23 protein-coding genes and 2 pseudogenes are annotated in these 21953 nt (G+C 62.3%); 15 read left to right on the top strand and 10 right to left on the bottom strand.

Annotated elements, in window-relative coordinates; genetic code table 11:
• Nucleotides 1-169: 169 nt before the first annotated feature.
• The 6 genes from X751_RS159065 to panB all read right to left on the bottom strand — a co-directional run bounded on the left by X751_RS159065 (nucleotide 170) and on the right by panB (nucleotide 4307).
• Nucleotides 170-580 carry a DUF2285 domain-containing protein gene (locus X751_RS159065; protein WP_023673629.1) on the bottom strand — a complete coding sequence of 137 codons (411 nt, stop codon included), beginning with the start codon at nucleotides 578-580 and terminating at the stop codon, nucleotides 170-172.
• 455 nt (nucleotides 581-1035) lie between these two features.
• The gene (locus X751_RS159070) at nucleotides 1036-1668 is read right to left on the bottom strand and encodes an acyl-homoserine-lactone synthase (RefSeq protein ID WP_023707030.1); all 633 of its coding nucleotides are present in this window, start codon (nucleotides 1666-1668) and stop codon (nucleotides 1036-1038) included.
• A gap of 92 nt (nucleotides 1669-1760) precedes the next feature.
• Nucleotides 1761-2219 (bottom strand): LuxR family transcriptional regulator, encoded by a 459-nt coding sequence (locus tag X751_RS1000000168405; RefSeq protein ID WP_023694892.1) that lies wholly within the window; start codon nucleotides 2217-2219, stop codon nucleotides 1761-1763.
• Entirely contained in the window at nucleotides 2158-2484 is a 327-nt protein-coding gene (locus X751_RS1000000167800; RefSeq protein ID WP_280806695.1) for an autoinducer binding domain-containing protein, read from the bottom strand. The genes X751_RS1000000168405 and X751_RS1000000167800 overlap by 62 nt, the downstream gene beginning before the upstream one ends.
• A gap of 102 nt (nucleotides 2485-2586) precedes the next feature.
• The gene (gene panC, locus X751_RS159075; protein WP_023743982.1) at nucleotides 2587-3450 is read right to left on the bottom strand and encodes a pantoate--beta-alanine ligase; all 864 of its coding nucleotides are present in this window, start codon (nucleotides 3448-3450) and stop codon (nucleotides 2587-2589) included.
• On the bottom strand, nucleotides 3447-4307 hold the full coding sequence (gene panB / locus X751_RS159080; protein WP_023707031.1) for a 3-methyl-2-oxobutanoate hydroxymethyltransferase: 861 nt from the start codon (nucleotides 4305-4307) through the stop codon (nucleotides 3447-3449). The genes panC and panB overlap by 4 nt, the downstream gene beginning before the upstream one ends.
• 162 nt (nucleotides 4308-4469) lie before the next feature.
• On the opposite strand from panB, the gene X751_RS159085 reads away from it, so the two are divergent.
• From X751_RS159085 to X751_RS01000000163510, 11 genes and pseudogenes are all read left to right on the top strand, one after another.
• Nucleotides 4470-5438: a membrane protein gene (locus X751_RS159085; protein ID WP_023673634.1), complete on the top strand. Its 969-nt coding sequence runs from the start codon at nucleotides 4470-4472 to the stop codon at nucleotides 5436-5438.
• A gap of 67 nt (nucleotides 5439-5505) precedes the next feature.
• Nucleotides 5506-6480, top strand: a complete 975-nt coding sequence (gene nadA / locus X751_RS159090; protein WP_023697792.1) for a quinolinate synthase NadA — start codon at nucleotides 5506-5508, stop codon at nucleotides 6478-6480.
• A complete protein-coding gene (locus tag X751_RS159095) occupies nucleotides 6477-8021 on the top strand; it encodes an L-aspartate oxidase (RefSeq protein ID WP_023743981.1) in 1545 nt (514 codons plus the stop codon). Before nadA ends, X751_RS159095 begins: the two co-directional genes overlap by 4 nt.
• Nucleotides 8018-8872, top strand: coding sequence for a carboxylating nicotinate-nucleotide diphosphorylase (gene nadC, locus X751_RS159100; protein ID WP_023673637.1), 855 nt, complete (start codon nucleotides 8018-8020; stop codon nucleotides 8870-8872). Before X751_RS159095 ends, nadC begins: the two co-directional genes overlap by 4 nt.
• Before the next feature lie 96 nt (nucleotides 8873-8968).
• Entirely contained in the window at nucleotides 8969-9976 is a 1008-nt protein-coding gene (gene bioB, locus X751_RS159105; protein ID WP_023743980.1) for a biotin synthase BioB, read from the top strand.
• A complete protein-coding gene (locus tag X751_RS159110) occupies nucleotides 9973-11124 on the top strand; it encodes an 8-amino-7-oxononanoate synthase (protein ID WP_023743979.1) in 1152 nt (383 codons plus the stop codon). The genes bioB and X751_RS159110 overlap by 4 nt, the downstream gene beginning before the upstream one ends.
• The gene (bioD, locus tag X751_RS159115; RefSeq protein ID WP_023673640.1) at nucleotides 11121-11756 is read left to right on the top strand and encodes a dethiobiotin synthase; all 636 of its coding nucleotides are present in this window, start codon (nucleotides 11121-11123) and stop codon (nucleotides 11754-11756) included. The genes X751_RS159110 and bioD overlap by 4 nt, the downstream gene beginning before the upstream one ends.
• A complete protein-coding gene (locus tag X751_RS159120) occupies nucleotides 11756-13021 on the top strand; it encodes an adenosylmethionine--8-amino-7-oxononanoate transaminase (protein ID WP_023673641.1) in 1266 nt (421 codons plus the stop codon). The genes bioD and X751_RS159120 overlap by 1 nt, the downstream gene beginning before the upstream one ends.
• Nucleotides 13018-14001 carry a beta-ketoacyl-ACP synthase III gene (locus X751_RS159125; protein WP_023685574.1) on the top strand — a complete coding sequence of 328 codons (984 nt, stop codon included), beginning with the start codon at nucleotides 13018-13020 and terminating at the stop codon, nucleotides 13999-14001. Before X751_RS159120 ends, X751_RS159125 begins: the two co-directional genes overlap by 4 nt.
• Before the next feature lie 432 nt (nucleotides 14002-14433).
• Nucleotides 14434-14680 (top strand): annotated as a pseudogene (locus X751_RS01000000163515) (co-chaperone GroES).
• 63 nt (nucleotides 14681-14743) lie between these two features.
• A pseudogene (locus X751_RS01000000163510) lies at nucleotides 14744-16339 on the top strand (chaperonin GroEL).
• A gap of 72 nt (nucleotides 16340-16411) precedes the next feature.
• On the opposite strand, the gene X751_RS159130 reads toward X751_RS01000000163510, so the two are convergent.
• Nucleotides 16412-17020: a TetR/AcrR family transcriptional regulator gene (locus X751_RS159130; RefSeq protein ID WP_023684303.1), complete on the bottom strand. Its 609-nt coding sequence runs from the start codon at nucleotides 17018-17020 to the stop codon at nucleotides 16412-16414.
• Between the two features lie 102 nt (nucleotides 17021-17122).
• Between X751_RS159130 and X751_RS159135 the strand changes: the two genes are divergently transcribed.
• Genes X751_RS159135 through X751_RS159145 form a run of 3 tightly spaced genes read left to right on the top strand, consistent with a single transcriptional unit; the run spans nucleotide 17123 to nucleotide 19023 of the window.
• Nucleotides 17123-18133: an NAD(P)-dependent alcohol dehydrogenase gene (locus X751_RS159135; RefSeq protein ID WP_023743977.1), complete on the top strand. Its 1011-nt coding sequence runs from the start codon at nucleotides 17123-17125 to the stop codon at nucleotides 18131-18133.
• Between the two features lie 41 nt (nucleotides 18134-18174).
• A complete protein-coding gene (locus X751_RS159140) occupies nucleotides 18175-18621 on the top strand; it encodes an OsmC family peroxiredoxin (protein ID WP_023684306.1) in 447 nt (148 codons plus the stop codon).
• A 15-nt stretch (nucleotides 18622-18636) separates the two neighbouring features.
• Nucleotides 18637-19023: a nuclear transport factor 2 family protein gene (locus X751_RS159145; protein ID WP_023712744.1), complete on the top strand. Its 387-nt coding sequence runs from the start codon at nucleotides 18637-18639 to the stop codon at nucleotides 19021-19023.
• Between the two features lie 71 nt (nucleotides 19024-19094).
• Here the strand turns inward: X751_RS159145 and X751_RS159150 are convergent, their stop codons facing one another.
• Together X751_RS159150 and X751_RS159155 are read right to left on the bottom strand one after the other, a co-directional pair.
• Complete coding sequence (locus tag X751_RS159150) at nucleotides 19095-19610, bottom strand: OsmC family protein (protein WP_023671510.1); 516 nt, start codon at nucleotides 19608-19610, stop codon at nucleotides 19095-19097.
• A gap of 56 nt (nucleotides 19611-19666) precedes the next feature.
• Entirely contained in the window at nucleotides 19667-20092 is a 426-nt protein-coding gene (locus X751_RS159155) for a GFA family protein (protein ID WP_023715197.1), read from the bottom strand.
• A gap of 182 nt (nucleotides 20093-20274) precedes the next feature.
• Between X751_RS159155 and X751_RS159160 the strand changes: the two genes are divergently transcribed.
• Nucleotides 20275-21267, top strand: coding sequence for an AraC family transcriptional regulator (locus X751_RS159160; protein WP_023743976.1), 993 nt, complete (start codon nucleotides 20275-20277; stop codon nucleotides 21265-21267).
• Between the two features lie 23 nt (nucleotides 21268-21290).
• Here the strand turns inward: X751_RS159160 and X751_RS159165 are convergent, their stop codons facing one another.
• On the bottom strand, nucleotides 21291-21902 hold the full coding sequence (locus X751_RS159165) for a LysE family translocator (RefSeq protein ID WP_023671507.1): 612 nt from the start codon (nucleotides 21900-21902) through the stop codon (nucleotides 21291-21293).
• Between the last annotated feature and the right edge of the window lie 51 nt (nucleotides 21903-21953).

The raw sequence follows: 21953 nt of genomic DNA, 5'->3' as shown, positions 1-21953 counted from the left end.
GGGGTCCTCAGGTCATGAATGCACTTATCGACGAAGTTGGGTCCCGGTGTTTCGCCGAAACCCGATTCGCCGCGGAAGAACTAGGCGCTTGCCGCGTTTTGTGCAACGCACCATTGCAGTGAGAAAATGGAGGTTGCGCGTTCGTATAAGACAATCGCAACCACTCCAATTACCTCAGGAACTGTCTGTAGCCGCCGCCCATCAGGTAGCGGCCGCGTTGGATGGCGCGACGTACCTGATCGCGAAGATGGCCGCCTGGATGACGCCAATCTTCTTCGACACGGCGTCTCCCGAACAAGGCAATGGCGACCTCCTGATGAGATGCTCCCGCCAGCGAGCCATCCAAAGCCTGCAGTACAATACGCAGACGCGCTCCGCGGTGTTCCGGCGGAAAGCAAGCAGCTGACACGCGGCGGCAATCATTGATGTCGTTCAGGAACTGAAGGGCAGCGACATGGAACTTGAGGTGCTGCGGCTGAAGGATTGCGTCGACATATAGCCGCAACGGGCGGAGGACGGACGCACCGGAAACGGCGATCTGCAGACTCCGGCAGTTCTCCCTCAGCAGCACGTGCTGCATGCCCGCAGCTGTCAGCAGGATGTCCTTGCAGCATGAGAGCGAAGAAAGGTGAAGCGGTTCAAAATCGTGGTCGAGCCCCAGCGGCTCCGCGGCCGCTCGTAGAATACAGGCGCAATCGCGCGGATCCCAAAAGACCCTCGCCGATGTAGCGTCCGACTGTGGCGCGTCCGCGAAAAAGGAGGCTCCATTGTCTTAGGAAAGCTGATTCTGTCGTCAACTCGATTATCTTCATGTCGGCCTGGGTTCCGACGAAGCAGGCGGACGGTGCCATTTTGGCGTGGTCGCGCTGGAATTGTGGATTGCGCCGAAGAAACTCCCAGGCCCAGCCAGTGCGTGGCAATCGTCTGGCGTAGTGGTAAGCGTCCTGGCGACGCCAGTCCGGCCAGCATACAAGGCCGACCGTCGCTTCCTTGGGCAAACCAGCATCCTTCATGGCACAGGTGTCCACAATGGCGCTATGCTGACGGGCCTAGAACCGGTTGCCACAATACCGGTCCGCTCAGACGTCCCCTGCTGCGGATGCGCAAAAGGCTCGCGTGGGAAATCTCGAGAAACCCAGCCACCGCCTCCGTTTTGCCGACGCACTTGGGTTCTCCGATGCGCGACAATGGCCACGTAGCAAGGCGGAGGATCCGCTCCATGCGCGTGTCCGTCACCGTTACGATCCGGGTCAGATCCTTGGCCAAGCCGAACTCGATCATGCCCGCGAAGAGCTCGTAGGTCGCCTGAGCCAGCCCGCCCGCTGCCTTGGGCGCCGACGGAGGAAGATCGAGCGCGAAACGACTGCTCTCCCATATGTCGGTGGTCGAGGGCACGACGTCAGCACCCAGCAGCACCGGGAAGGTGTCGCGCAACATTGTGGGTCCGGTGCTGGGCAAAAGACGCACGCAACCGCGAATTCGCCAGTCGGATCCTTTGAGGAGCAGATAGACAGGCTTGAGAGCATCAAACGGATCGGATTCCATCTGGTCTTCGGTATCAACTTCCCAATCGAGCCTTTCCTTGAACACCCGAAACCTGAGCCCGTGCATCTCTTTGAGCTCGCCTGCAAAATCACTGTAAAAGTCTGGTGCTATCAGTTGCATCATGGTCGCCTCCATGTGGGATGTGTTCCCGCCATCGAAGGGCAAAGCTGACAGCGATGCAGCCTGTAGAGGTTTACAGGTATCGTGGCTGAGAATCAGGATCTCGTCAGGCCGGAGGCAGCCATTCGTGCAACGGCTTGGTTGATCGTTCGAACGCCAAACTTTGCCTTGGCGTTTTCCAGATGAAAGGTCACGGTGCGCTTTGAGACGCCGAGAAGCTGGCTAGTATCCCAAGCCGACTTGCCGCGCGCCGCCCATTTCAGGCACTCGAACTCCCGCGGGGTGAGCGTTACACCATCCACCACGCGATGATCGGCGAGCCTTCGCCGGACATGGATATGAAAGTTGATGGCGACCAGCTGCAATGCTTTTTCGTAACGTGCCAGTGACCGCAACAGAGGCGGACGGGACTCGTCGGAAGCAAAGGTCAGGGCAGCAAACCGGCCGAGATGATCATGCATGGACATCGTCAGGCCGCCGCAGATGCCAAACTCAGCCGCACTCTCTAGAATTTGTTGCTGCGAATTCGGCAGACCGTGCCGAGCGCGATCCACACCCCAATCGAATGTATCCCAGCCTTGCAGCCCGNAGCCCGCGCAGGATGACCGGATCGAGACTGTGGTACCGCTGTTGCAGGTAACGTGACGTCCAGGATGAAGGATAGTTTGAAATCAATTGGGGGGCGTCGCCGGAGGCTGACGGGTAGGTGAAATAGGCGAATAGCGGGAAGTCGAAGCCGGCTGCAGCGGAGGCCATTGCCTCACCGAGATCGGCAGCATCAACACTTGCAGACAGTTGCTCGACGAAGTTCTCAAACACGCGATGCATGTGTCCTGTGCGTAACCTCCGTAACGCTCAATGCCAGGCAGAGACCTTGTTTTAGATGATCCCGGACGAATACGGCGCGTGCCGAGAACGTGGCTAATCTGTTGAACCAATCCGAAATAGTCTGACGTTGTCTAAGAGCCGTGTGCCGCCGAGCCAGGCGGCGGCAAGCAACCGTGCCGGTCGATCGAGGCTTGTTATCGGGTGCAGATCTGCCTCATCGCGAAGTTCCAGGTATTCGACCTCGCGATAGCCTGCAGCCAGAATTGCTGCGCGAGATTCTGCAAGCGTTGGCAGGATGGGTGAGCCGCGCTCAAGCCGCTCAGCCGTCTTGAGCAGGACCGATGATAGCTTGGGAGCAACAGCGCGTTCCGCTGGCGAGAGCCGCACATTGCGCGATGATAGCGCAAGACCGTCGGCTTCACGGACTGTCGGACAGGCAACAATGGTGATTGGAATATCCAGATCCCGGGCCATGCGCCTGACCAGGTGAATTTGCTGAAAGTCCTTTTCGCCAAAGAAGCCGAAGTCAGCGCTGGTCTGCAGGAAGAGCTTGGCGACGACGGTCGCCACGCCGTCGAAATGCCCCGGCCGGAATGTACCGCACAGGCCTTCGCTGACACCGCAAACCGAAACGGTGGTGGCGAAGCCCGCCGGATACATCTCCTCTGCATCTGGCGCATAAAGCAGGTGCGCGCCAACCGGTGCCAGTTTGGCGGCATCCTCGTCCTCGGTGCGGGGATACGCGGCAAGATCGGCCTGGCTGTTGAATTGCTCCGGGTTGACGAAGAGCGTCACTATCACACGGTCTGCCTTCTCGAGTGCAGCGCGCACCAGGCTGAGATGGCCCTCATGCAGGACGCCCATCGTTGGCACCAGGGCTATCCTCACACCTTCGCAGCGCCATGCGGCGACGCTTTCGCGAAGCTGGTCAACGCTCCTGACGATCGGCACGCTCACGCTGCTTCTCCGCTCTTGGTGGCGTCCGTGTCGGCGGGCTTGGGCGCATCGGCAAACACGTGCTCTGCGGCGGGAAACTGGCGCTCCTTCACCTCGCGCGCATAGGAAGCGATCGCAGCCGCAGCCGCCTCCCGGAGTTCAGCATAGCGCTTGACGAACTTGGGCCGGAAGTCGCCGAAGAGGCCCAGCATGTCGTCGACGACGAGAATCTGGCCGTCACAGGCTGCCGAGGCACCGATGCCAATGGTCGGGGTCGCCACCTCCTTGGTGATCCGGCGGGCGAGCGCCTCAGGAACCTTCTCCAGGACGACCGCAAAGGCGCCCGCTTCGCCCACCGCAATTGCGTCGCGCCTGATGCGCTCGGCATCCCCGCCCCTGCCCTGTACGCGGTAGCCACCGATGGTGTTGATGGCCTGCGGCGTCAATCCGACATGGGCCATGACGGGCACGCCGCGTGCGGCGAGGAAGCCGATCGTCTCTGCCATCGCTTCGCCGCCTTCGAGCTTGACGGCCGTGCAGCCGGTCTCGGCCATGACGCGCGCGGCATTGCGGAAAGCCTGCTCTGGGCTTTCCTCGTAGGAACCGAACGGCAGGTCGACCACCATCAGCGCCTGCTTGATGCCACGGCGCACCGCCTGGCCGTGCGTGATCATCATCTCCAGCGTGACGCCGAGCGTCGAGGGCAGGCCGTGGAGAACCATGCCGACGCTGTCGCCGACGAGCACCACATCACAATGGGGATCGACAAGCCGGGCGACTGGGGTGGTGTAGGCGGTAAGGCAGACGAGCGGCGTCCCACCTTTGCGCGAACGAATATCCGGCGGTGTGATCGCCCTGGTGTCACCATAAGCGCTCATGGGACCCTCCTTCCCCTACGTTACCAGCTGCGGCTGTCGCCTTTGGCACATTTTTGTGCAGGTGCGAAGAGCAAAAAAATGGCCATGCAGCTGCGGGGTGTTGACGTGCCAATTGGCACGCTTACACTAAATCGATTAAGGTGCCCCCGAGTTGGCCAAATAATGGACGATCAGGCAATAGGACTCAGGAAAGACAGAGCCGCCGGCAAGGCCGACAACGTCAAAGTGGACTTGATCGCCTTTGTGGTCGCCGTAAACGGCAGTCAACCCTGTGTCCTCACCATCGGCCAGGCGGACACCTTGCCCTCCGGTCCCTTTGCGCTTGAGCACCGATCGCTGCAATCCGGCTTGAGGGGGTGGGTCGAGCAGCAAACCGGCCATCGGCTGGGGTACATTGAGCAACTCTACACGTTCGCGGATCGGGATCGCATCGGCGCCGAGCGCCAGCAGCGCGTCATCTCCATCAGCTATCTCGCATTGACGCGCAAGGAACAGGCAGCGGGCTCGCCCAAGTGCGGATGGCAGAGTTGGTATGAATATTTTCCATGGGAGGACCACCGCTCCGGCACGCCTGCGGTCGTGCTGGACGTTCTGCGGCCGCGCCTGATCGAATGGGCAAACGGGGTTGGCGATTCGGCCACGCGACGTGAACGCTGGCAGCGGGCGACGATAGCCTTTGGCTTCGACGACCGCCTTTGGAACGAGGAACTCACGCTTCAACGCTATGAGTTAGTCTACGAAGCAGGCCTGGTCCAAGAGGCCGTAAGAGGGCGGGACGCAGGACCCCCGCCGCTGGTGCCCAGCAAGTCCATGGTCGCCGATCATCGCCGCATCGTGGCGACCGGCATTGCGCGGCTGCGCTCCAAGATCAAATACCGCCCAGTCGTCTTTGAGCTGATGCCGCCGGTATTCACGCTTTTGCAGCTGCAGCGAACCGTGGAGGCGCTCGCCGGCAGGCTCATCCACAAGCCGAACTTTCGCCGACTGATCGAACAGCAGGAGCTGGTCGAGGAGACCGGAGAGGCCACCACTGAGACCGGCGGCCGGCCAGCGAAGCTTTTCCGTTTCCGCCACGCCGTTCTGGACGATAGGCTCATCGCCGGGACAAAATTGCCGCTGGCGCGGGGTTGACATCCCTTATACTCACAGCAAGTATATGCTGGTTATTTTCAGTTAGAGTATAAGCGGGAGGGGGTCGATGGGCGCCATGCTGCCTACGGCCGCGTTGCTCTACGAGCGCGTCCGACGAGTGATCCCGCCGATTGAATGGCCGGCTTTCGCCGAGGATATCGAGGCGATCCTTGCGCTGAAGCGCGAGCGCAACGCGATCATCCTGGCGCACAATTATCAGACGCCCGAGATCTTCCACTGCGTGGCCGACATCGTCGGCGACAGCTTGGCACTAGCCCGCACGGCTGCGACGGTCGAGGCGCAAGTCATCGTGCTGGCCGGCGTCCATTTCATGGCCGAAACGGCCAAGCTCCTCAATCCGGGCAAGACCGTGCTCATTCCGGATCTCAGCGCCGGTTGCTCGTTGGCGGACTCAATCACGGCAGAAGACGTGCGCTTGATGCGCCAGCGTTATCCCGGCGTTCCGATCATCACTTATGTAAATACGTCCGCCGAAGTGAAGGCCGAGTCGGATATCTGCTGTACATCCGGCAACGCCAAGGCGGTCGTCGAATCCCTTGGGGTTCTCCGGGTGATCATGTTGCCGGACGAATATCTGGCCCAGAATATCGCCGCCCAGACAGATGTGCAGATCATCGCCTGGAAAGGGCGTTGTGAGGTGCATGAGCGCTTTTCACCGGCCGACATCCGCGAGTTGCGCGAAAGCCATCCCGGCGTGGTCGTGCTCGCCCATCCCGAATGCCCGCCCGACGTCGTGGCTGAAGCCGATTTTTCCGGCTCGACGGCTGCCATGTCCGACTATGTCGAAAGGCAAAGGCCGCCACGTGTCGTGCTGATGACGGAATGCTCAATGAGCGACAACGTCGCGTTAGCCCACCCAGAGGTCGAGTTCATCCGGCCCTGCAATTTGTGCCCGCATATGAAGCGGATCACGCTTGCCAACATCCGCACGGCGCTCGAGCAGAACCACCATGTCGTAACCGTCGAACCCGGGATCGCCGGGCGCGCGCGGCTAGCGGTCGAACGGATGCTGGCAGTTTGAGCGCCGACCCCCGCAGCTTCTTCGGGCGGCCCATCATCATCGGCGGCGGCATCGCCGGACTGATGACCGCGCTTCAACTGTCGCCGGAGCCGGTGCTTCTTCTGTCAAGGTCGCTGCTGGGAGCTGACAACTCGAGCACCTGGGCCCAGGGGGGCCTGGCTGCAAGTTTCGGCGAAGACGACGATCCGGCAATGCACCTGGCCGATACGGTTGCCGCCGGGGATGGTCTCTGCGACAGAGACGTGGCGAGCCGCATCCTCCAAGCCGCGCCTAAGGCCATAGAGGGGCTTGCGGGCTTTGGGGTTCGCTTTGACCGCACGCCGGAAGGATCACTGTGCCTCGGATTGGAGGCCGCACACAGCCGACGTCGCATCGTTCATGCGCATGGGGACGGCACCGGGCGTGAGATCATGCGTGCGCTGATCGCGGCTGTGCGTTCCACTCCGTCAATAGTTGTCGTGGAGGGCGTGGAAGCGCGCCGGCTCGCCGTGCGAGAGAATGCGATCCGAGGCGTCTGGGCGAGCTGTTCGATCGCACCTTTCTTCTTCGGCTCACGGCGGGTCGTCCTCGCCACCGGTGGCATCGGGGGACTGTTTCTCGACACCACGAACCCTTGGGGCAGTTGCGGACAAGGCCTTGCGCTTGCGGCCCGCGCTGGAGCTGTCCTAGCCGACCTCGAATTCATTCAGTTCCACCCGACCGCGCTTGACGGCCCAGAACGCCCTATGGCGCTGGTCAGCGAGGCTGTGCGAGGCGCAGGTGCTGCCCTGATCGATGAAACCGGCCAGGCTTTTCTCCAGAGCGTGCCCGGGGCGGAACTTGCGCCTCGCGATGTCTTGGCCCGCGCCGTGTGGAACCATCTTGCGGACGGCCACCATGTTTTTCTCGATGCCCGACAACGGCCAGGCCCGGCATTCGCTCGACATTTCCCGACAATCGCATCAGCCTGCCTTGGAGCGGGCATCAATCCCGCGCGCGATCTCATCCCCATTCGTCCGGCCCAACACTACCACATGGGTGGCGTTGCCGTGGACAGCTCGGGCAGGACCTCCGTCAAGGGGCTGTGGGCCTGCGGCGAAGTCGCTTCGACAGGACTGCATGGCGCCAACAGGCTCGCCAGCAATTCCTTGACGGAGGCAATCGTGTGCGCCCGCTGGGTCGCTGAAAGCGTCGCCGGAACGCCTGCGCGCAGAACAAGGCCTGCGTTTGCGAACGTTTACCCACCGCCCGCTCCGATAGCCGTGCGCGTTTTTCTGTCGCGCGCACTCGGCATCGTCCGGGATGGTCAAGCGTTGAAAGCAGCCGCGCGTGCCTTATTGCCGCTCGCCGAAAGCAAGGATGCGGCCTCGGATCCGGCGGCTGTCGGGCTAATGATTGCTGTTGCCGCCTTGTTGCGCGAAGAAAGCCGCGGCGCTCATTACCGGACAGATTTTCCTCATCATGCGACTGCCGCCCGACGGTCCGAAATCACGCTCGAAGCCGCCTTGGCGGCTGCGCGGGAACTCGGACACTCGCCAAGCTCCGAAGGTGCAAAGGGATGATGCTCTCACCGCTCCCCACGGTCCTGCTTGAGCCGCTTGTACGGGCATCTCTTCTTGAAGACCTTGGCAGAGCCGGCGACTTGACCACGGACGCCATCGTCCCGAAGGAATGCCAAGCGGGAACCGTGTTGGTGGCGCGACAGTCCGGAGTTGTCGCCGGCATCGATCTGGCGATGCTCGCTTTCGGCTTGATTGATCCTGGTGTCGAAATCTCCGTGGAGCGGGCAGACGGCTGCAATGTCGTGGATGGAGAGGTCATTGCATCAGTGGTTGGCCCGGCCCGGGCCATTCTCACAGCCGAAAGGACGGCACTCAATTTTTTGTGCCATCTGAGCGGCATCGCCACAGCAACGGCATCGATGGTCGCTGCGGTTCGTGGATATGGCGCGAAGATCGTCTGCACCCGCAAGACGACGCCCGGATTGCGGGCAGTCGAAAAGTATGCCGTGCGCGCAGGTGGCGGGTCCAATCACCGCTTCGGCCTGGACGATGCAATTTTGATCAAGGACAACCATATCGCCATCGCAGGCGGCGTCCGGCCAGCGCTCGAGCGAGCACGAAGAGCGGCCGGTCATCTCGTCAAGATCGAAGTCGAGGTCGATACTCTGGCCCAGTTGGAGGAGGTACTTGGCTTCGCTCCCGATGCGGTTCTGCTCGACAACATGTCCCTCCCCGATCTTCGCCGCGCCGTCGCAATGGTCGGTGGCCGCGCTATCACCGAGGCTTCTGGCGGGATCACGTCGCATACAGCGCGAGCGGTTGCCGCGACCGGCGTTGATCTGATTTCGGTCGGCCGACTCATCCACAGCGCGCCGATCCTGGATATCGGCCTCGACCATCGGGGCTCATGATTGTCTGAGTAACGAACAGGATTGGGTCAACTGTCCTTTCCGATCACTAGTCAGATAGCAAAGACCCGCAAGTCATACCGGAGGAACAGCATGGAGATGCAAACGGCAAGTTCAACGCAGACATCGCCACAGGCTCAATCCCCTGACCCCCCTGACCTTGGGGCGTGGACCTTGGAGAAGGCTCAGGCGCTTTACCATGCCCCCTTCAACAATCTCCTCTTCCTGGCGCAAACGGTGCACCGCCAGAATTTCGATCCAAACAAGGTCCAGCTCAGCCGGCTGCTCAGCATCAAGACCGGAGGATGCCCGGAGGATTGTGGCTATTGCAGCCAGTCGGCGCGTCACGAAACCGGGTTGGAGGCGTCCAAGCTGATGGATGTCAGGCGCGTCATCGCCGAAGCGACCAAGGCGCGTCATGCCGGCGCCACCCGTTATTGCATGGGCGCGGCCTGGCGAAACCCCAAGGCGCGCGACATGGATGCGGTGGTGGCGATGGTCGAAGGCGTCAAGGCGCTGGGCCTGGAGACCTGCATGACACTCGGCATGCTCGATCTTGAGCAAGCCGCTCGACTGAAGCAGGCGGGCCTCGACTACTACAACCACAACATCGATACGTCAGAACGCTACTATAGCGAGATCATCGGTACGCGGAGCTTTGCCGAGCGGCTCGAGACGCTTGACCACGTTCGCAAATCCGGCATCAAGATCTGCTGTGGAGGCATTGTCGGCATGGGCGAGGAGCCGGTGGACCGGATCGACATGCTGGTGACGCTGGCCAATCTGCCGGAACATCCGCAAAGCGTTCCGATCAACATGCTGATCCCGATCGCCGGTACGCCGCTTGCAGACGCCAAGCCCATTGAGCCGATCGAATTCGTGCGCGTGATCGCGCTGGCGCGCATCATGATGCCGAAATCGCATGTCCGTCTGTCCGCCGGCCGCACCGCGATGACTGACGAGATGCAGGCGCTGTGCTTTTTTGCCGGCGCCAACTCGATCTTCTTCGGCGACACGCTGCTGACGGCGGACAATCCCGGTGAGGACAAGGATACCCTGCTGTTCCGGCGCCTTGGCATCGATCCGATGGAACTCGAGGCGCAATGAACGGGGCGCCGCTTGCCCGTTATGATGCGACCTTGCAGGGGCTAGCGCGCAAGGACCGGCTGCGGACGCTTTCGCCCCGCGCCGGGCTGGACTTCTCGTCGAACGACTATCTCGGGCTGGCCGCGTCCAGAAGACTTGGCGATGCGGTTGTGGCGGCGATTGCGCGGGGCACGCCGGTTGGCGCCACCGGGTCGCGGCTGTTGCGCGGCAATGCACCGGAACACGAGCAGCTCGAGGCAGACGCGGCGGCATTCTTTGGAGCCGACCGCGCGCTGTTCTTCGGCAGCGGCTACATCGCCAACTTCGCTCTGCTGAGCGCCCTGCCGCACAAGGGCGATCTTTTGGTTGTCGATGAGCTCGCCCATGCCAGCATGCATGAGGGTGCGCAGGCCGGGCGCGCACAGTTCGTGCTGGCCGCGCACAACGACGCCACCGCTGTCGAGGATGCGATTACACGTTGGCGCGTCGCAGGCGGCATGGGATGCGTCTGGATCGCGGTGGAAAGCCTTTACAGCATGGATGGCGACTGCGCGCCTTTGGAGAGCCTGGTCGCACTTGCCGATCGGCACGGCGCATTCATCGTCATTGATGAGGCGCATGCCACCGGCGTCTGGGGACCGGATGGCCGGGGGCTTGCCGCCGCTTTCGAGGGCCGCGACAACATCATAGCGCTCCACACCTGCGGCAAGGCGCTCGGCGCATCTGGTGGGCTCGTCACCGGGCCGAGGGCACTGTGCGAATATCTGATCAACCGTTGCCGTCCATTCATCTACGCAACCGCGCCATCGCCACTGATGGCGGTCGTGGCGCGCGAGGCACTCGCAATGCTCGCCGACGAGCCTATGCGGCGTGTTCAGCTGCATGAACGCGTCGCCAGCGCCGGCCGGTTGGTCAATCGCTGGGGTGTGACACCAAGTGGCTCTCAGATCCAGCCCTTAGTAATCGGCGATGTAAGGCGCACCATGGCAGTGGCGGCGCGCCTGCAGGCCCGCGGCTTCGACATACGCGGCGTTCGTCCTCCGACCGTGCCCGAGGGCACGTCGCGGCTGCGCATCTCACTGACGCTCAATATTGGCGAAGCCGACATTTCCGCCATGGTCGAGGCGCTGGTCGAGGTGTTCGCCGAAACATCACCGGAGGCGATATGACCCAACGCATCGTCATCACCGGAACGGATACCGGAGTTGGCAAGACCGTGTTTGCGGCTGGGCTCGCCGGTTTGCTGGACGGCTTTTACTGGAAACCGGTGCAATCGGGCCTCGACGGCGAGACCGACAGCGAGGTTGTGGCGCGGCTTGCCGGCTTGCCCTCAGAGCGCGTGCTGCCGGAAGCCTACCGCTTGCGGAGCCCGCTGTCGCCGCATCGTTCGGCCGAGATCGACGGCGTGGCGATCAAGGCTGCCGATCTTGCTTTTCCCGTCCTACCGACGCCGCTCGTCATCGAAGGCTCCGGCGGCCTAATGGTGCCGCTCAACCGGCGCACAAGGTTAATCGACATCTTCGCTGAATGGCGGCTGCCCGTTATTCTGTGCGCCCGCACCACACTCGGCACCATCAACCACACCTTGCTATCGGTCGAGGCGCTCCGCGCCCGCTCCATCCCGTTGGCGGGCATCGCTTTCATCGGCGATGAGATGGCCGATACGCAACGGACCATCGTGGAATTCAGCGGTGCCCCGCAGCTCGGCAGGCTGCCGCACCTCGATGTGCTGACGGGCAAAACACTGAGGGACGCAATGGTTGCCGGCTTCGCCTTCGCCTCGATTACTGGAGGTGACTGATGTCGCAGTCTCATGTGTGGCATCCCTTCACCCAGCACGCACTCGAGCCTGCGATCCCAGAAATCGTCCTGACTGAGGGCGCCTATCTCCACAGGGCCGACGGCGCCCGCATCCTGGACGCCATCTCCTCCTGGTGGGTCGTCACACATGGCCACCGCCATCCCCGCATCATGAAGGCAATCGAGACAACCGCGTCGAGCCTCGACCAGATTATCTTTGCGGGCTTCACGCACGAGCCGGCAGAGCGCTTGGCCAAGGCGCTTGTCGGCCTCGCTCCCGCTGGACTCGACTGGGTGTTCTATTCCGACAGTGGCTCGACCTCAGTCGAAGTCGCGCTGAAGATGGCGCTCGGTTATTTCCGCAACATCGGCGCGCCGCGCTCGCGCATCGTCGTCATGGAGCACAGCTATCATGGTGACACGATTGGAACGATGAGCGTCGGTGCGCGTGGCGTGTTCAACGCCGCCTATGAACCCTTGCTGTTCGAGGTCGACATCATCCCCTTTCCGGCCGCGGGGCACGAGCAGGAGACGCTGGATCGTTTCGAGGCTGTGACCCGCGATCGACGAGCCGCAGCCTTGATCGTCGAGCCGCTGGTGCTGGGCGCCGGCGGCATGCTGATGTATCCAGCATCGGTTCTGGCCGAATTGAAGAAGATCACTGAGGCCTCCGGCTCGCTGCTGATCGCCGACGAGGTGATGACCGGCTGGGGACGCACCGGAACCATGTTCGCCTGCGAGCAGGCATCGATTTCTCCAGATATCCTGTGCACCTCCAAAGGCTTGACCGGCGGCACCATCCCGCTGGCCGTAACGCTTGTCACCGATGCCATCTTCCGGGCGCACTATTCCGAGGACCGGAAGAAGACGTTTTTCCATTCGAGCTCCTACACCGCCAATCCGATTGCCTGTGCGGCAGCACTCGCCAATGTCGAGATCTGGCGCGACGAGCCAGTGGCCGGGCGGATCACGGCCTTGAGCGTGATGCAGGCCGTCGGGCTGCAACGCTTTCGGGACAATCCATATTTTGCCGACTGTCGAGCCACGGGAACGATCGCGGCGCTCGACCTGCGAACCGGTTCAGCAGGTTATCTCGCCGAGATTGGTCCGAAGCTGCGCGCTTTCTTCCTCGAGCGCGGCCTACTTGTGCGCCCGCTCGGCAATGTCCTCTACCTTCTGCCACCCTATTGCATCGCAGGCGACGAGCTCGAACGACTCTATGACGCCATCGAGGAGGCCGGGGAACGCTTCGGGTCAAGGCCATGAGCAAGTCGTCGCGCATTCTCGGACTTGGCCATCACGTGCCTGGGCGCAAGGTGGCCAATGCCGAGATCGAGAGCAATCTCGGCCTCGAGCCGGGCTGGATCGAAAGGCGTACCGGAATCCGTTCGCGCTTCTGGGCAACGGACGAAGACACGCTGTCGGGTCTTGCCACCCGGGCTGGCGACATGGCGCTGGTGAACGCCGGTATTGCGCGCCACGACATCGGTCTGCTGTTGCTTGCCACCTCGACGCCCGACCATCTTCTGCCGCCAAGCGCGCCGCTGGTCGCACACAAGCTTGGCCTTGGCCGCGCAGGCGCGGTCGATCTGACCGGCGCCTGCGCCGGCTTCATCTATGCGCTCATGTTTGCGGACGGGTTCACCCGCCTGCATGGCAAACCAGCGCTGGTCATCGCCGCCAACATCCTCAGCCGCCGCATCAATCCAGCCGAGCGCGCGAGCTCAGTCTTGTTCGCCGATGCCGCCGGCGCCCTGGTGATCGGTCAGTGCGATGATGCTGATCGGGGCATTCTCGGTGCCTCGGTGGCTTCGGACGGCTCGCGCTACGGGCTGATCCAGATTCCCGCAGGAGGAAGCAACACGCCGTTCCATGGCGACCTCGACCTCGGGCAGACCCGGATGACGATGACCGACGGGCCCGAAGTGTTCGCAAAAGCCGTCGAGATGATGACCGATTGCTCGACAGCCGCGCTAGCCACTGCGGGAGTGCGGCCACACAATGTCGGCCGGTTTGTGCCGCATCAGGCCAATACTCGGATTTTCGGCGCGGTCGGAAGAAACCTCGGCATTGCGGACCAAGCAATTGTCAAGACGATTGCCGAATACGGCAACTCTTCGGCCGCGACGGTCCCGCTGTCGCTCTCGCTCGCCAACCAGATGAAGCCATTCCAGCCAGGAGAGAAAATCCTTCTGGCGGCGGCGGGTGCGGGTCTCAGCGGCGGCGCTCTCGTGGTTGGAATCTAGCCGGCCGGCTCACGCGCGCAGGATTGGTCATGAACGGCAATAGGAGCAACAGAACCAATGCCAAAAAATGGCCTTCTGAAGCTCGACATGACCAAGCTGACGCAGCACGGCCCGTGCGAGCCTCTGGATGAGTTCAAATGCAACACCCGTTGCACCAATCGTACCATCTGAATAAAGCTCAATTACAAAGGGTGAGCCGCCCCATATATGTCGGATACCCGACATTGTTCACATAAAAGGCTCGATGCTTACACGCTCTTTGCTGCCTGCTCTTTGCTGTCTTCTCTTTTCTCTTTGCTCTTTGCTCTTCCGTCTTGACTAGCAGGAGCCTGCGGCTTATCTCATTGCCGCGTTAGCACTCGCTTCGGCTGAGTGCTAGGCATGCTCCGGCAACGGAGCACCGTTCAACATCCGCACCAAGGAAATCCAAAAATGGCAAAGTCGAATTTCCGGCCGCTACATGACCGCGTGGTCGTACGCCGGGTCGAATCTGAATCCAAGACCGCCGGCGGGATCATCATCCCGGATACGGCGAAGGAAAAGCCGCAGGAAGGCGAGATCATCGCCGTCGGCTCCGGCGCTCGCGACGAAGCCGGCAAGCTGGTCNACCGAAGTCAAGCTCAATGGCGAAGACCTTCTGATCATGAAGGAATCCGACATTATGGGCATCATCGGCTGATCATCGGCCTCACCGTCAACTAATTTCGGGCTTGATCGCAAGCCCCCTGCCAGGAGCTAAAAAATGGCTGCTAAAGACGTAAAATTCTCCCGCGACGCCCGCGAGCGCATGCTGCGCGGCGTCAACATCCTCGCCGACGCAGTGAAGGTCACGCTCGGCCCCAAGGGCCGCAATGTCGTCATCGACAAGTCGTTCGGCGCACCGCGCATCACCAAGGACGGCGTCACCGTCGCCAAGGAAATCGAGCTTGAAGACAAGTTCGAAAACATGGGCGCGCAGATGGTCCGCGAAGTTGCTTCGAAGACCAACGACATTGCCGGCGACGGCACCACGACCGCGACCGTTCTGGCGCAGTCGATCGTCCAGGAAGGCCACAAGGCCGTTGCCGCCGGCATGAACCCGATGGATCTGAAGCGCGGCATCGATCTGGCCGTCACCGAAGTCGTCGCGGCTCTCGGCAAAGCTGCCAAGAAGATCAAGACCTCCGAGGAAGTTGCCCAGGTCGGCACGATCTCGGCCAATGGCGACGAGTCGGTCGGCGCCATGATCGCCGAAGCGATGCAGAAGGTCGGCAATGAAGGCGTCATCACGGTNACGAGAAGAAGCTGTCCAACCTCCAGGCCATGCTGCCGGTTCTCGAAGCCGTCGTGCAGACCTCCAAGCCGCTTCTTATCATCTCGGAAGACGTCGAAGGCGAGGCTCTGGCCACGCTGGTCGTCAACAAGCTGCGCGGCGGCCTGAAGATCGCCGCCGTCAAGGCGCCGGGCTTCGGTGATCGCCGCAAGGCCATGTTGGAAGACATCGCCATCCTCACCGGTGGCCAGGTCATCTCGGAAGACCTCGGCATCAAGCTCGAGAATGTCGGCCTCAACATGCTCGGCCGCGCCAAGAAGGTGTCGATCTCCAAGGAGAACACCACCATNCAAGCTCGAGAATGTCGGCCTCAACATGCTCGGCCGCGCCAAGAAGGTGTCGATCTCCAAGGAGAACACCACCATCGTCGACGGCGCCGGCAAGAAGGCCGAGATCCAGGGCCGCGTTGCCCAGATCAAGCAGCAGATCGAAGAGACCACGTCGGACTACGACAAGGAGAAGCNCGAGATCCAGGGCCGCGTTGCCCAGATCAAGCAGCAGATCGAAGAGACCACGTCGGACTACGACAAGGAGAAGCTGCAGGAACGTCTGGCGAAGCTCGCCGGCGGCGTTGCGGTGATCCGTGTCGGCGGCGCGACGGAAGTCGAAGTCAAGGAAAAGAAGGACCGCGTCGATGACGCCCTCAACGCGACCCGTGCGGCCGTGGAAGAAGGCATCGTTGCAGGCGGCGGCGTCGCTCTCCTGCGCGCTTCGGCCAACATCAAGGTCACNTCGAACGCAGGTGCTGAAGCTTCGATCGTCGCCGGCAAGATCCTCGACAACAAGGGCGCGACCTACGGCTACAACGCCCAGACCGGAGAGTATGGCGACATGATCGCCATGGGCATCGTCGACCCGGTCAAGGTCGTTCGCACCGCTCTCCAGGACGCGGCTTCGGTCGCCGGCCTGCTCGTCACCACCGAAGCCATGATCGCGGAGGCTCCCAAGAAGGAGTCGGCTGGCGGCGGCATGCCTGGCGGCATGGGCGGCGGCGGCATGGGCGGCATGGGCGGCATGGATTTCTAATCCAAGCTATCTGGCTTATGCATACGGAAAGGGCGCCGAGAGGCGCCCTTTTTTGTTTTGGAAAGCGGATGGTTAGGCGGCGCTGTCCGCCTGCCGCGCAACCTTGCCTGCAAGCACCGCCTGCTCGACAAGTGCCGCCACCTCGTCGGCCACCACCAGCACCGGTGCACGGTCGCGGGTGGCCCGCGCAATCACCATAAGCCCTTCCAGCGACGATTCGATCAGCAGCGCCAAAGCGTGCGCGCGGCGTTCGGGCACCCCTGCCCTGACGAAGGCCTGTCGCAGCAAGCCGATCCATTGCTCGAAAGCCGATCGGCAGAGTTCCGCCAGTTCCGGCACATCGGTGGGTGAATCCAGCACCACCGGCGCGATGGGGCAACCCAGCGAAAAATCATTGTCCTCCAGCATGCGCCCGACCGACTGGTAGATGTGATGGACGGCCACTGCAGGATCGCTTTCGGCTGCCAGTGCTTCGCCCAGCCTTTTCGTGACGTCGGCAACGCTGTTGCGCGTCACCTCGATGACCAGTTGGTCCTTGCCGCCCGGGAAATGAAAATAGAGCGAGCCGCGCGGCGCCCCGCTGGCGCCCAGAATGTCGTTGAGCGAGGTGCCGTGATAGCCGCGCTGCCTGAGCAACAGGCCTGTGGTCTCGAGTATGCGGGTGCGGGTGTCGTTGGCCATGTCAACCTCTGTCAGCAGTGACGCATTATAGGCCTCGCCAAGAATATGACAATCGGTCTATATAATATGTGGATCAGTCTATATACTATTAAGGAGAGTGACATGCGCAGCTACCGGCTCGAAGGGTTTGGTGGAACCGAATCCCTGGCGATGCGCGACGAGGCGCGGACGGAACCGAAACCGCATGAGATCGTGGTGCGAGTCCGCGCCGCCTCGCTCAATCGGCGCGACACGATGATCCTTGGCGGCACCTATCCGTTGCCGGCGCGGCAAGGCATCGTGCCGCTGAGCGACGGCGCCGGTGACGTCGTCGCAATCGGCGATGCCGTCACCCGTTTTGCCGTCGGCGACCGCGTCACCGGCAGCTACTTCGCCCGCTGGATCGATGGCCGCATCAATGCCGGTCTGATCGACCAGCTCGGCTGTACGCTGGACGGCATGCTGACTGAGTTTGCCGTGCTCGACGAACAATGGGCGGCGCGACTGCCCGATCATCTGAGCTGGCACGAAGCGGCGACGCTAACCTGCGCCGGCGTGACGGCCTGGAACGCGGTGACCGGGACCCGGATTCCGAAGCCTGGTCAATGGGTTCTCACCATCGGTTCGGGTGGCGTTTCGCTGTTTGCTCTGCAGTTCGCCAAGTTGCTCGGCTGCCGGGTTGTCGCCATCACATCGCGCGCGGAGAAGGCCGACAGGCTGCGGGCGCTGGGCGCCGACCTCGTTGTCTCCAGCACCGACATACCGGAATGGGGCGGCTGGGCGCGCGAGCAGACAGGCGGCATCGACCTCGTCGTCGAAACCGGCGGCCCGGCCACCTTCGCGCAGTCGCTGATTGCCAGCACGCTTTATGGACACATCGTGCTGCTGACGCTGCAGGACGCCAGTGGCAGATCGATCGAGATGCCGGCAGCGCTTTATCAGCGCAGCCTCGCCACCATCAGCCGCCTGTTCGTCGGCAGCCGCAGCAATCTCGAGGCCATGCTGCGCGCCGTGTCGCAGCATCGCCTCAAGCCCGTTATCGACAGGGTCTTCCCCTTTGCCGAAGCCCCCGAAGCGTACCGCCACTTCCGGCAGGGCGACGTGTTCGGGAAGGTTGTCATCGACTGCGCCTGACCCAATTGCCCGCTTTTCAACCCCGAACCAGGAGAACGACCATGACCATCCGTGAAGCTTCCGCAGAATGGCAAGGCACGCTGAAGGAAGGCGGCGGCCGTCTGCGGCTTGGCAGCGGCGTCTTCGAAGGCGCCTATTCCTTTCCGTCGCGGTTCGAGAACGGTCCGGGCACCAATCCCGAAGAGCTGATCGGGGCAGCACATGCCGGCTGCTTCTCGATGGCGCTGACCTTCATCCTCGGCCAGGAAGGCCACGTCGCCCGCACCATCCGCACCGTCGCCAAGGTGCATCTCGGCGCGACCGCCGCCGGGCCGACGATCACCCGCATCGAGCTCGAAACGGAGGCGGAGGTCACGGATCTCGCCGAAGACGAGTTCGAACGCCTGGCGCAGTCGGCCAAGGCGACTTGCCTCGTCTCGCGCGCCTTGGCCGGCGTGCCTCAGATCACCCTAAAGGCCGTGCTGGTCAAAGCCGTCAAAGATCGATGAAACCGGGAGAATATGATGAAACAGGAGCTTATCATGGACGCAGTCGGGAATGATTTGTCCCGGCAGACGGCCGAGATCATGCGTCGCTTCAACGATGTGTTCCAGTTGCACGATCCGTCCGCGCTTGCCGAGTTGGTGGCGCAGGATTGCGTTATCGAAAACACCGTGCCGGCGCCGGACGGCGCCCGCCATGCCGGCAAAGAGGCATGCATTGACCTATGGTCGGCGATCGCCACCCAGCCCGGCACGCGCTTCGACCTCGAGGAAACCTTCGTCGCCGGTGAACGGGCGACGATCCGCTGGCGCTACTTCATGGCCGACGGCAACTCCATCCGCGGCGTCAACCTGATGCGTGTCGCGGACGAGCTGATCGTCGAGGCGATGGGTTACGTCAAAGGATAGAAGCGTTGCCCGGCACTCCCGTTCCCAGCCCGGAATCTCGCTCAAGTCGAGTTTCCGGGCCGGTTTTCTGGTCACTGGATGACGCGGTGCAGCTTCACCGTGGTGCTGGGACTATTCTGGATGGTCTGGAAGATCACGCAATAGCGATCCGTGAGTTCGAGCAGTTGGTCGAGCTGACTTTGGGGAGCGTCGGTGTCGATGTCGAACCGCAAGCGGATTTCCTTGAAGCCGACTGGAACACCCGCAGTCACGCCGAGCGTGCCGCGAAGATCGACGTCACCTTCCGCGGAAACTTCGGCGGACCTGATCGGAATTTCGAGCACGGCCGCCGCCGCCCGCATCGAGACACCGGCGCATGCGATCAGCGCCTCCAGCAGCATGTCGCCGGAGCACAGTTCCTGGCCGCTGCCCCCGGCCATCGGATGGATGCCGGCAAGCGCCAGCCCGCGTCCGGTCTCGACCTTGCAGGTCACGGTGGACGCGTCGGCGACGCCTTTGGCCTTCAAGGTGAGGAACGCGGCCTTCGCATCCCTGCGATAGAGATCCTTGATCGGCTCCTGCGTGGCGCGAAATGTTGCGATTTCCATGAACAATCTCCTGTCTTGAATTGTCGTTGTCAAAAATGGCGAGCAGTGGCCGGGCCTTATTCCGGCACCGCGATGCCGGAGCCGCCGAGCTCAGCCGGAAAGTCCCTGAGCTTGGGCAGCCCGTCCTTCATCGGCAGCACGGTCTCAGCGTAGTTGACGTGAACTCCAGGCGTGAATTTCACGCCTGGTATCGTTGCCGCATAGACATCGACCAGGCCGAGCGGCGGATGAACGGTCATCAGATGACCACCGCATTTCGTGCAGAACTGGCGATCGCTCATTTCGGTCTTCTCGAACCCGGACAGGAACTCCGCGCCCCCGGTGACCTTGACGTTCTGAGGCTTCCACAGCGTGAAGGCGTTCACGGGAGACGCCGACCACGATCGACACGAACCGCAATGGCAATAGCCCATTGCCTCGGCGGCTCCGTGCACTTCGATTTCCACAGCGCCGCAAAAACACCCGCCCTTATGTACCGTCATGATATTTGTCCCTGGTTGGTTTCGACAGCACTCAGCGCCCACTCTCGGCAGCGCTTGAGCACCGGTGCAGGTTTAGGAGTTCTGGCCGCGAACGGAATGATACGGCGTCCGCCTCGCTTGACAGCGCGTCCGGAACTCGAAAGGGATGGCTGGCCGGCTAGCCGGGTGCGGGACGAAACGGAATGGCCGGGGATGCTCTGTCTGACCTGTTGAGGACGGTACGCCTTACCGGCGCGACGTTTTTTGACATTGAGGGCCACGAGCCGTGGGCCGTCTGCTCGCCGGCGCCATCGTCCATCCTGCCGAAGATCCTGCCCGGTGCGGACCATCTGATCTCCTACCATGTGGTAACGGCCGGTCGCTGCTTCGCGCGCATCGTCGGCCAGGAAGCGATCGCGCTGGAGGCAGGCGAAGTCGTCGTCTTCACCAGGAGCGACCCGCATATTATGTCCAGCAATCCGGCGCTGCGCGCCGATCCGCCGACAGCCGACGTTCTCGACATCGCAACAGCCGGCCGGATGCCGTTTTACATCAACTGCGCCGGCGACGGCGCGACCTCGGCCAGGCTGGTTTGCGGCTATCTCGCCTGTGATGCACAGCCATTCAATCCCCTGCTCGAGGCTTTGCCGCCGGTGATCAAGGCCGGAGATGCCAAAGGCGATGGCGGCTGGCTCAGCCAGTTCATCAACCTGGCTGTCACGGAGGTGGCGCAAAAGCGCGCAGGCAGTGAAACGGTGCTCACCAAACTGAGCGAACTGATGTTTGTCGACGTGTTGCGCCGTTACTTGGAATCGCTGCCGCCACAAACCACGGGATGGCTGGCTGGCCTGCGCGATCCAAACCTGGCGAGGGCACTGGCGCTGATCCACGACCGGCCGGCGCATAACTGGACGGTGGAGGCGCTGGCGAAGGACTCCGCGCTGTCGCGCAGCGTGCTCGCCGAACGCTTCACCAGGCTGGTCGGCATGCCGCCAATGCATTATCTCGCCAAATGGCGCATGCAGATCGCCTCGGAGCTGCTCAGCGCCGGCACCAGTAACATGGCCAGCATTGCCGCTGAAATCGGCTACGAATCCGAGGCAGCGTTCAGCCGCGCCTTCAAGAAGATGATCGGCCTTCCGCCCTCGGCCTGGCGTCTAGGCATCCGGACCGGATCCGGAACCGACGAAGAGTAGGCCGAGGCCTGGCAGCTCCTGTTCTATCGATCAGCCAGCGCCAGCTTGGCGCCAAGCATGACAAAGGCGCCGGCGAAGGTGCGGCGCATCCAGGTCAGCACCATCGGCCGCGACACGACATGGCTGCGGATCGAGGCCGCAAAGATGCCGTAAGCGACGAAGACGACGAAGGTCAGTAGCATGAAGACGCTCGAGAGTTCGAGCATCTTGGCAAATGCGTTCGGTTCGGTCGTGCTGACGAATTGCGGCAGGAAGGCAAAGAAGAAGATCGACAGCTTCGGGTTCAGGATGTTGATCAGGATACCGGAGGTGATGACCTTGGCTGCCGAGCGGGGTGCCGCGTTTTCATCGACGCTCAGGCCGCCCTTCTCGTTCAGCGTGTTCCAGGCCATGTAGAGGAGATAGGCGACGCCGAGATATTTCAGCGTCTCGAAGGCGACAGCACTTGTGTGCAGCAGCGCCGCCAGGCCGGTGATGGCGGCGGCCATATGCGGGATGATGCCAAGCGTGCAGCCGAATGCAGCAGTGATCGAGGCGCGCGCGCCTCGCGAAAGCCCGGCGCTCAGCGTGTAGAGAACGCCGGTGCCGGGCGAAGCCACAACGATCAGCGACGTCAACAGAAATTCGATGCTCATGGTTCCTCCGACGCCCTGCCCGTGGTCGAAGCTATCGGGGGATGTGGGATG

Origin of the sequence: Mesorhizobium sp. LNJC394B00, from assembly GCF_000502555.1 — a bacterium.
GTDB lineage: Bacteria > Pseudomonadota > Alphaproteobacteria > Rhizobiales > Rhizobiaceae > Mesorhizobium.
The sequence above is the reverse complement of the archived record's forward strand: the minus strand, read 5'-3'. Positions and strand labels throughout refer to the sequence as shown.

Bases quoted from the DNA above. Each gene is read 5' to 3' on its own strand.
- X751_RS159165 (WP_023671507.1), bottom strand. From the start codon at position 21,902: ATGAGCATCGAATTTCTGTTGACGTCGCTGATCGTTGTGGCTTCGCCC.
- X751_RS159085 (WP_023673634.1), top strand. From the start codon at position 4,470: ATGGACGATCAGGCAATAGGACTCAGGAAAGACAGAGCCGCCGGCAAG.
- nadA (WP_023697792.1), top strand. From the start codon at position 5,506: ATGGGCGCCATGCTGCCTACGGCCGCGTTGCTCTACGAGCGCGTCCGA.
- X751_RS159135 (WP_023743977.1), top strand. From the start codon at position 17,123: ATGCGCAGCTACCGGCTCGAAGGGTTTGGTGGAACCGAATCCCTGGCG.
- X751_RS159065 (WP_023673629.1), bottom strand. From the start codon at position 580: ATGCAGCACGTGCTGCTGAGGGAGAACTGCCGGAGTCTGCAGATCGCC.
- X751_RS159140 (WP_023684306.1), top strand. From the start codon at position 18,175: ATGACCATCCGTGAAGCTTCCGCAGAATGGCAAGGCACGCTGAAGGAA.
- X751_RS159130 (WP_023684303.1), bottom strand. From the start codon at position 17,020: ATGGCCAACGACACCCGCACCCGCATACTCGAGACCACAGGCCTGTTG.
- X751_RS159155 (WP_023715197.1), bottom strand. From the start codon at position 20,092: ATGACGGTACATAAGGGCGGGTGTTTTTGCGGCGCTGTGGAAATCGAA.
- X751_RS159160 (WP_023743976.1), top strand. From the start codon at position 20,275: ATGGCCGGGGATGCTCTGTCTGACCTGTTGAGGACGGTACGCCTTACC.
- panB (WP_023707031.1), bottom strand. From the start codon at position 4,307: ATGAGCGCTTATGGTGACACCAGGGCGATCACACCGCCGGATATTCGT.
- bioD (WP_023673640.1), top strand. From the start codon at position 11,121: ATGACCCAACGCATCGTCATCACCGGAACGGATACCGGAGTTGGCAAG.
- X751_RS159145 (WP_023712744.1), top strand. From the start codon at position 18,637: ATGAAACAGGAGCTTATCATGGACGCAGTCGGGAATGATTTGTCCCGG.
- X751_RS159125 (WP_023685574.1), top strand. From the start codon at position 13,018: ATGAGCAAGTCGTCGCGCATTCTCGGACTTGGCCATCACGTGCCTGGG.
- X751_RS159120 (WP_023673641.1), top strand. From the start codon at position 11,756: ATGTCGCAGTCTCATGTGTGGCATCCCTTCACCCAGCACGCACTCGAG.
- X751_RS159150 (WP_023671510.1), bottom strand. From the start codon at position 19,610: ATGGAAATCGCAACATTTCGCGCCACGCAGGAGCCGATCAAGGATCTC.
- nadC (WP_023673637.1), top strand. From the start codon at position 8,018: ATGATGCTCTCACCGCTCCCCACGGTCCTGCTTGAGCCGCTTGTACGG.
- X751_RS159070 (WP_023707030.1), bottom strand. From the start codon at position 1,668: ATGATGCAACTGATAGCACCAGACTTTTACAGTGATTTTGCAGGCGAG.
- X751_RS159110 (WP_023743979.1), top strand. From the start codon at position 9,973: ATGAACGGGGCGCCGCTTGCCCGTTATGATGCGACCTTGCAGGGGCTA.
- bioB (WP_023743980.1), top strand. From the start codon at position 8,969: ATGCAAACGGCAAGTTCAACGCAGACATCGCCACAGGCTCAATCCCCT.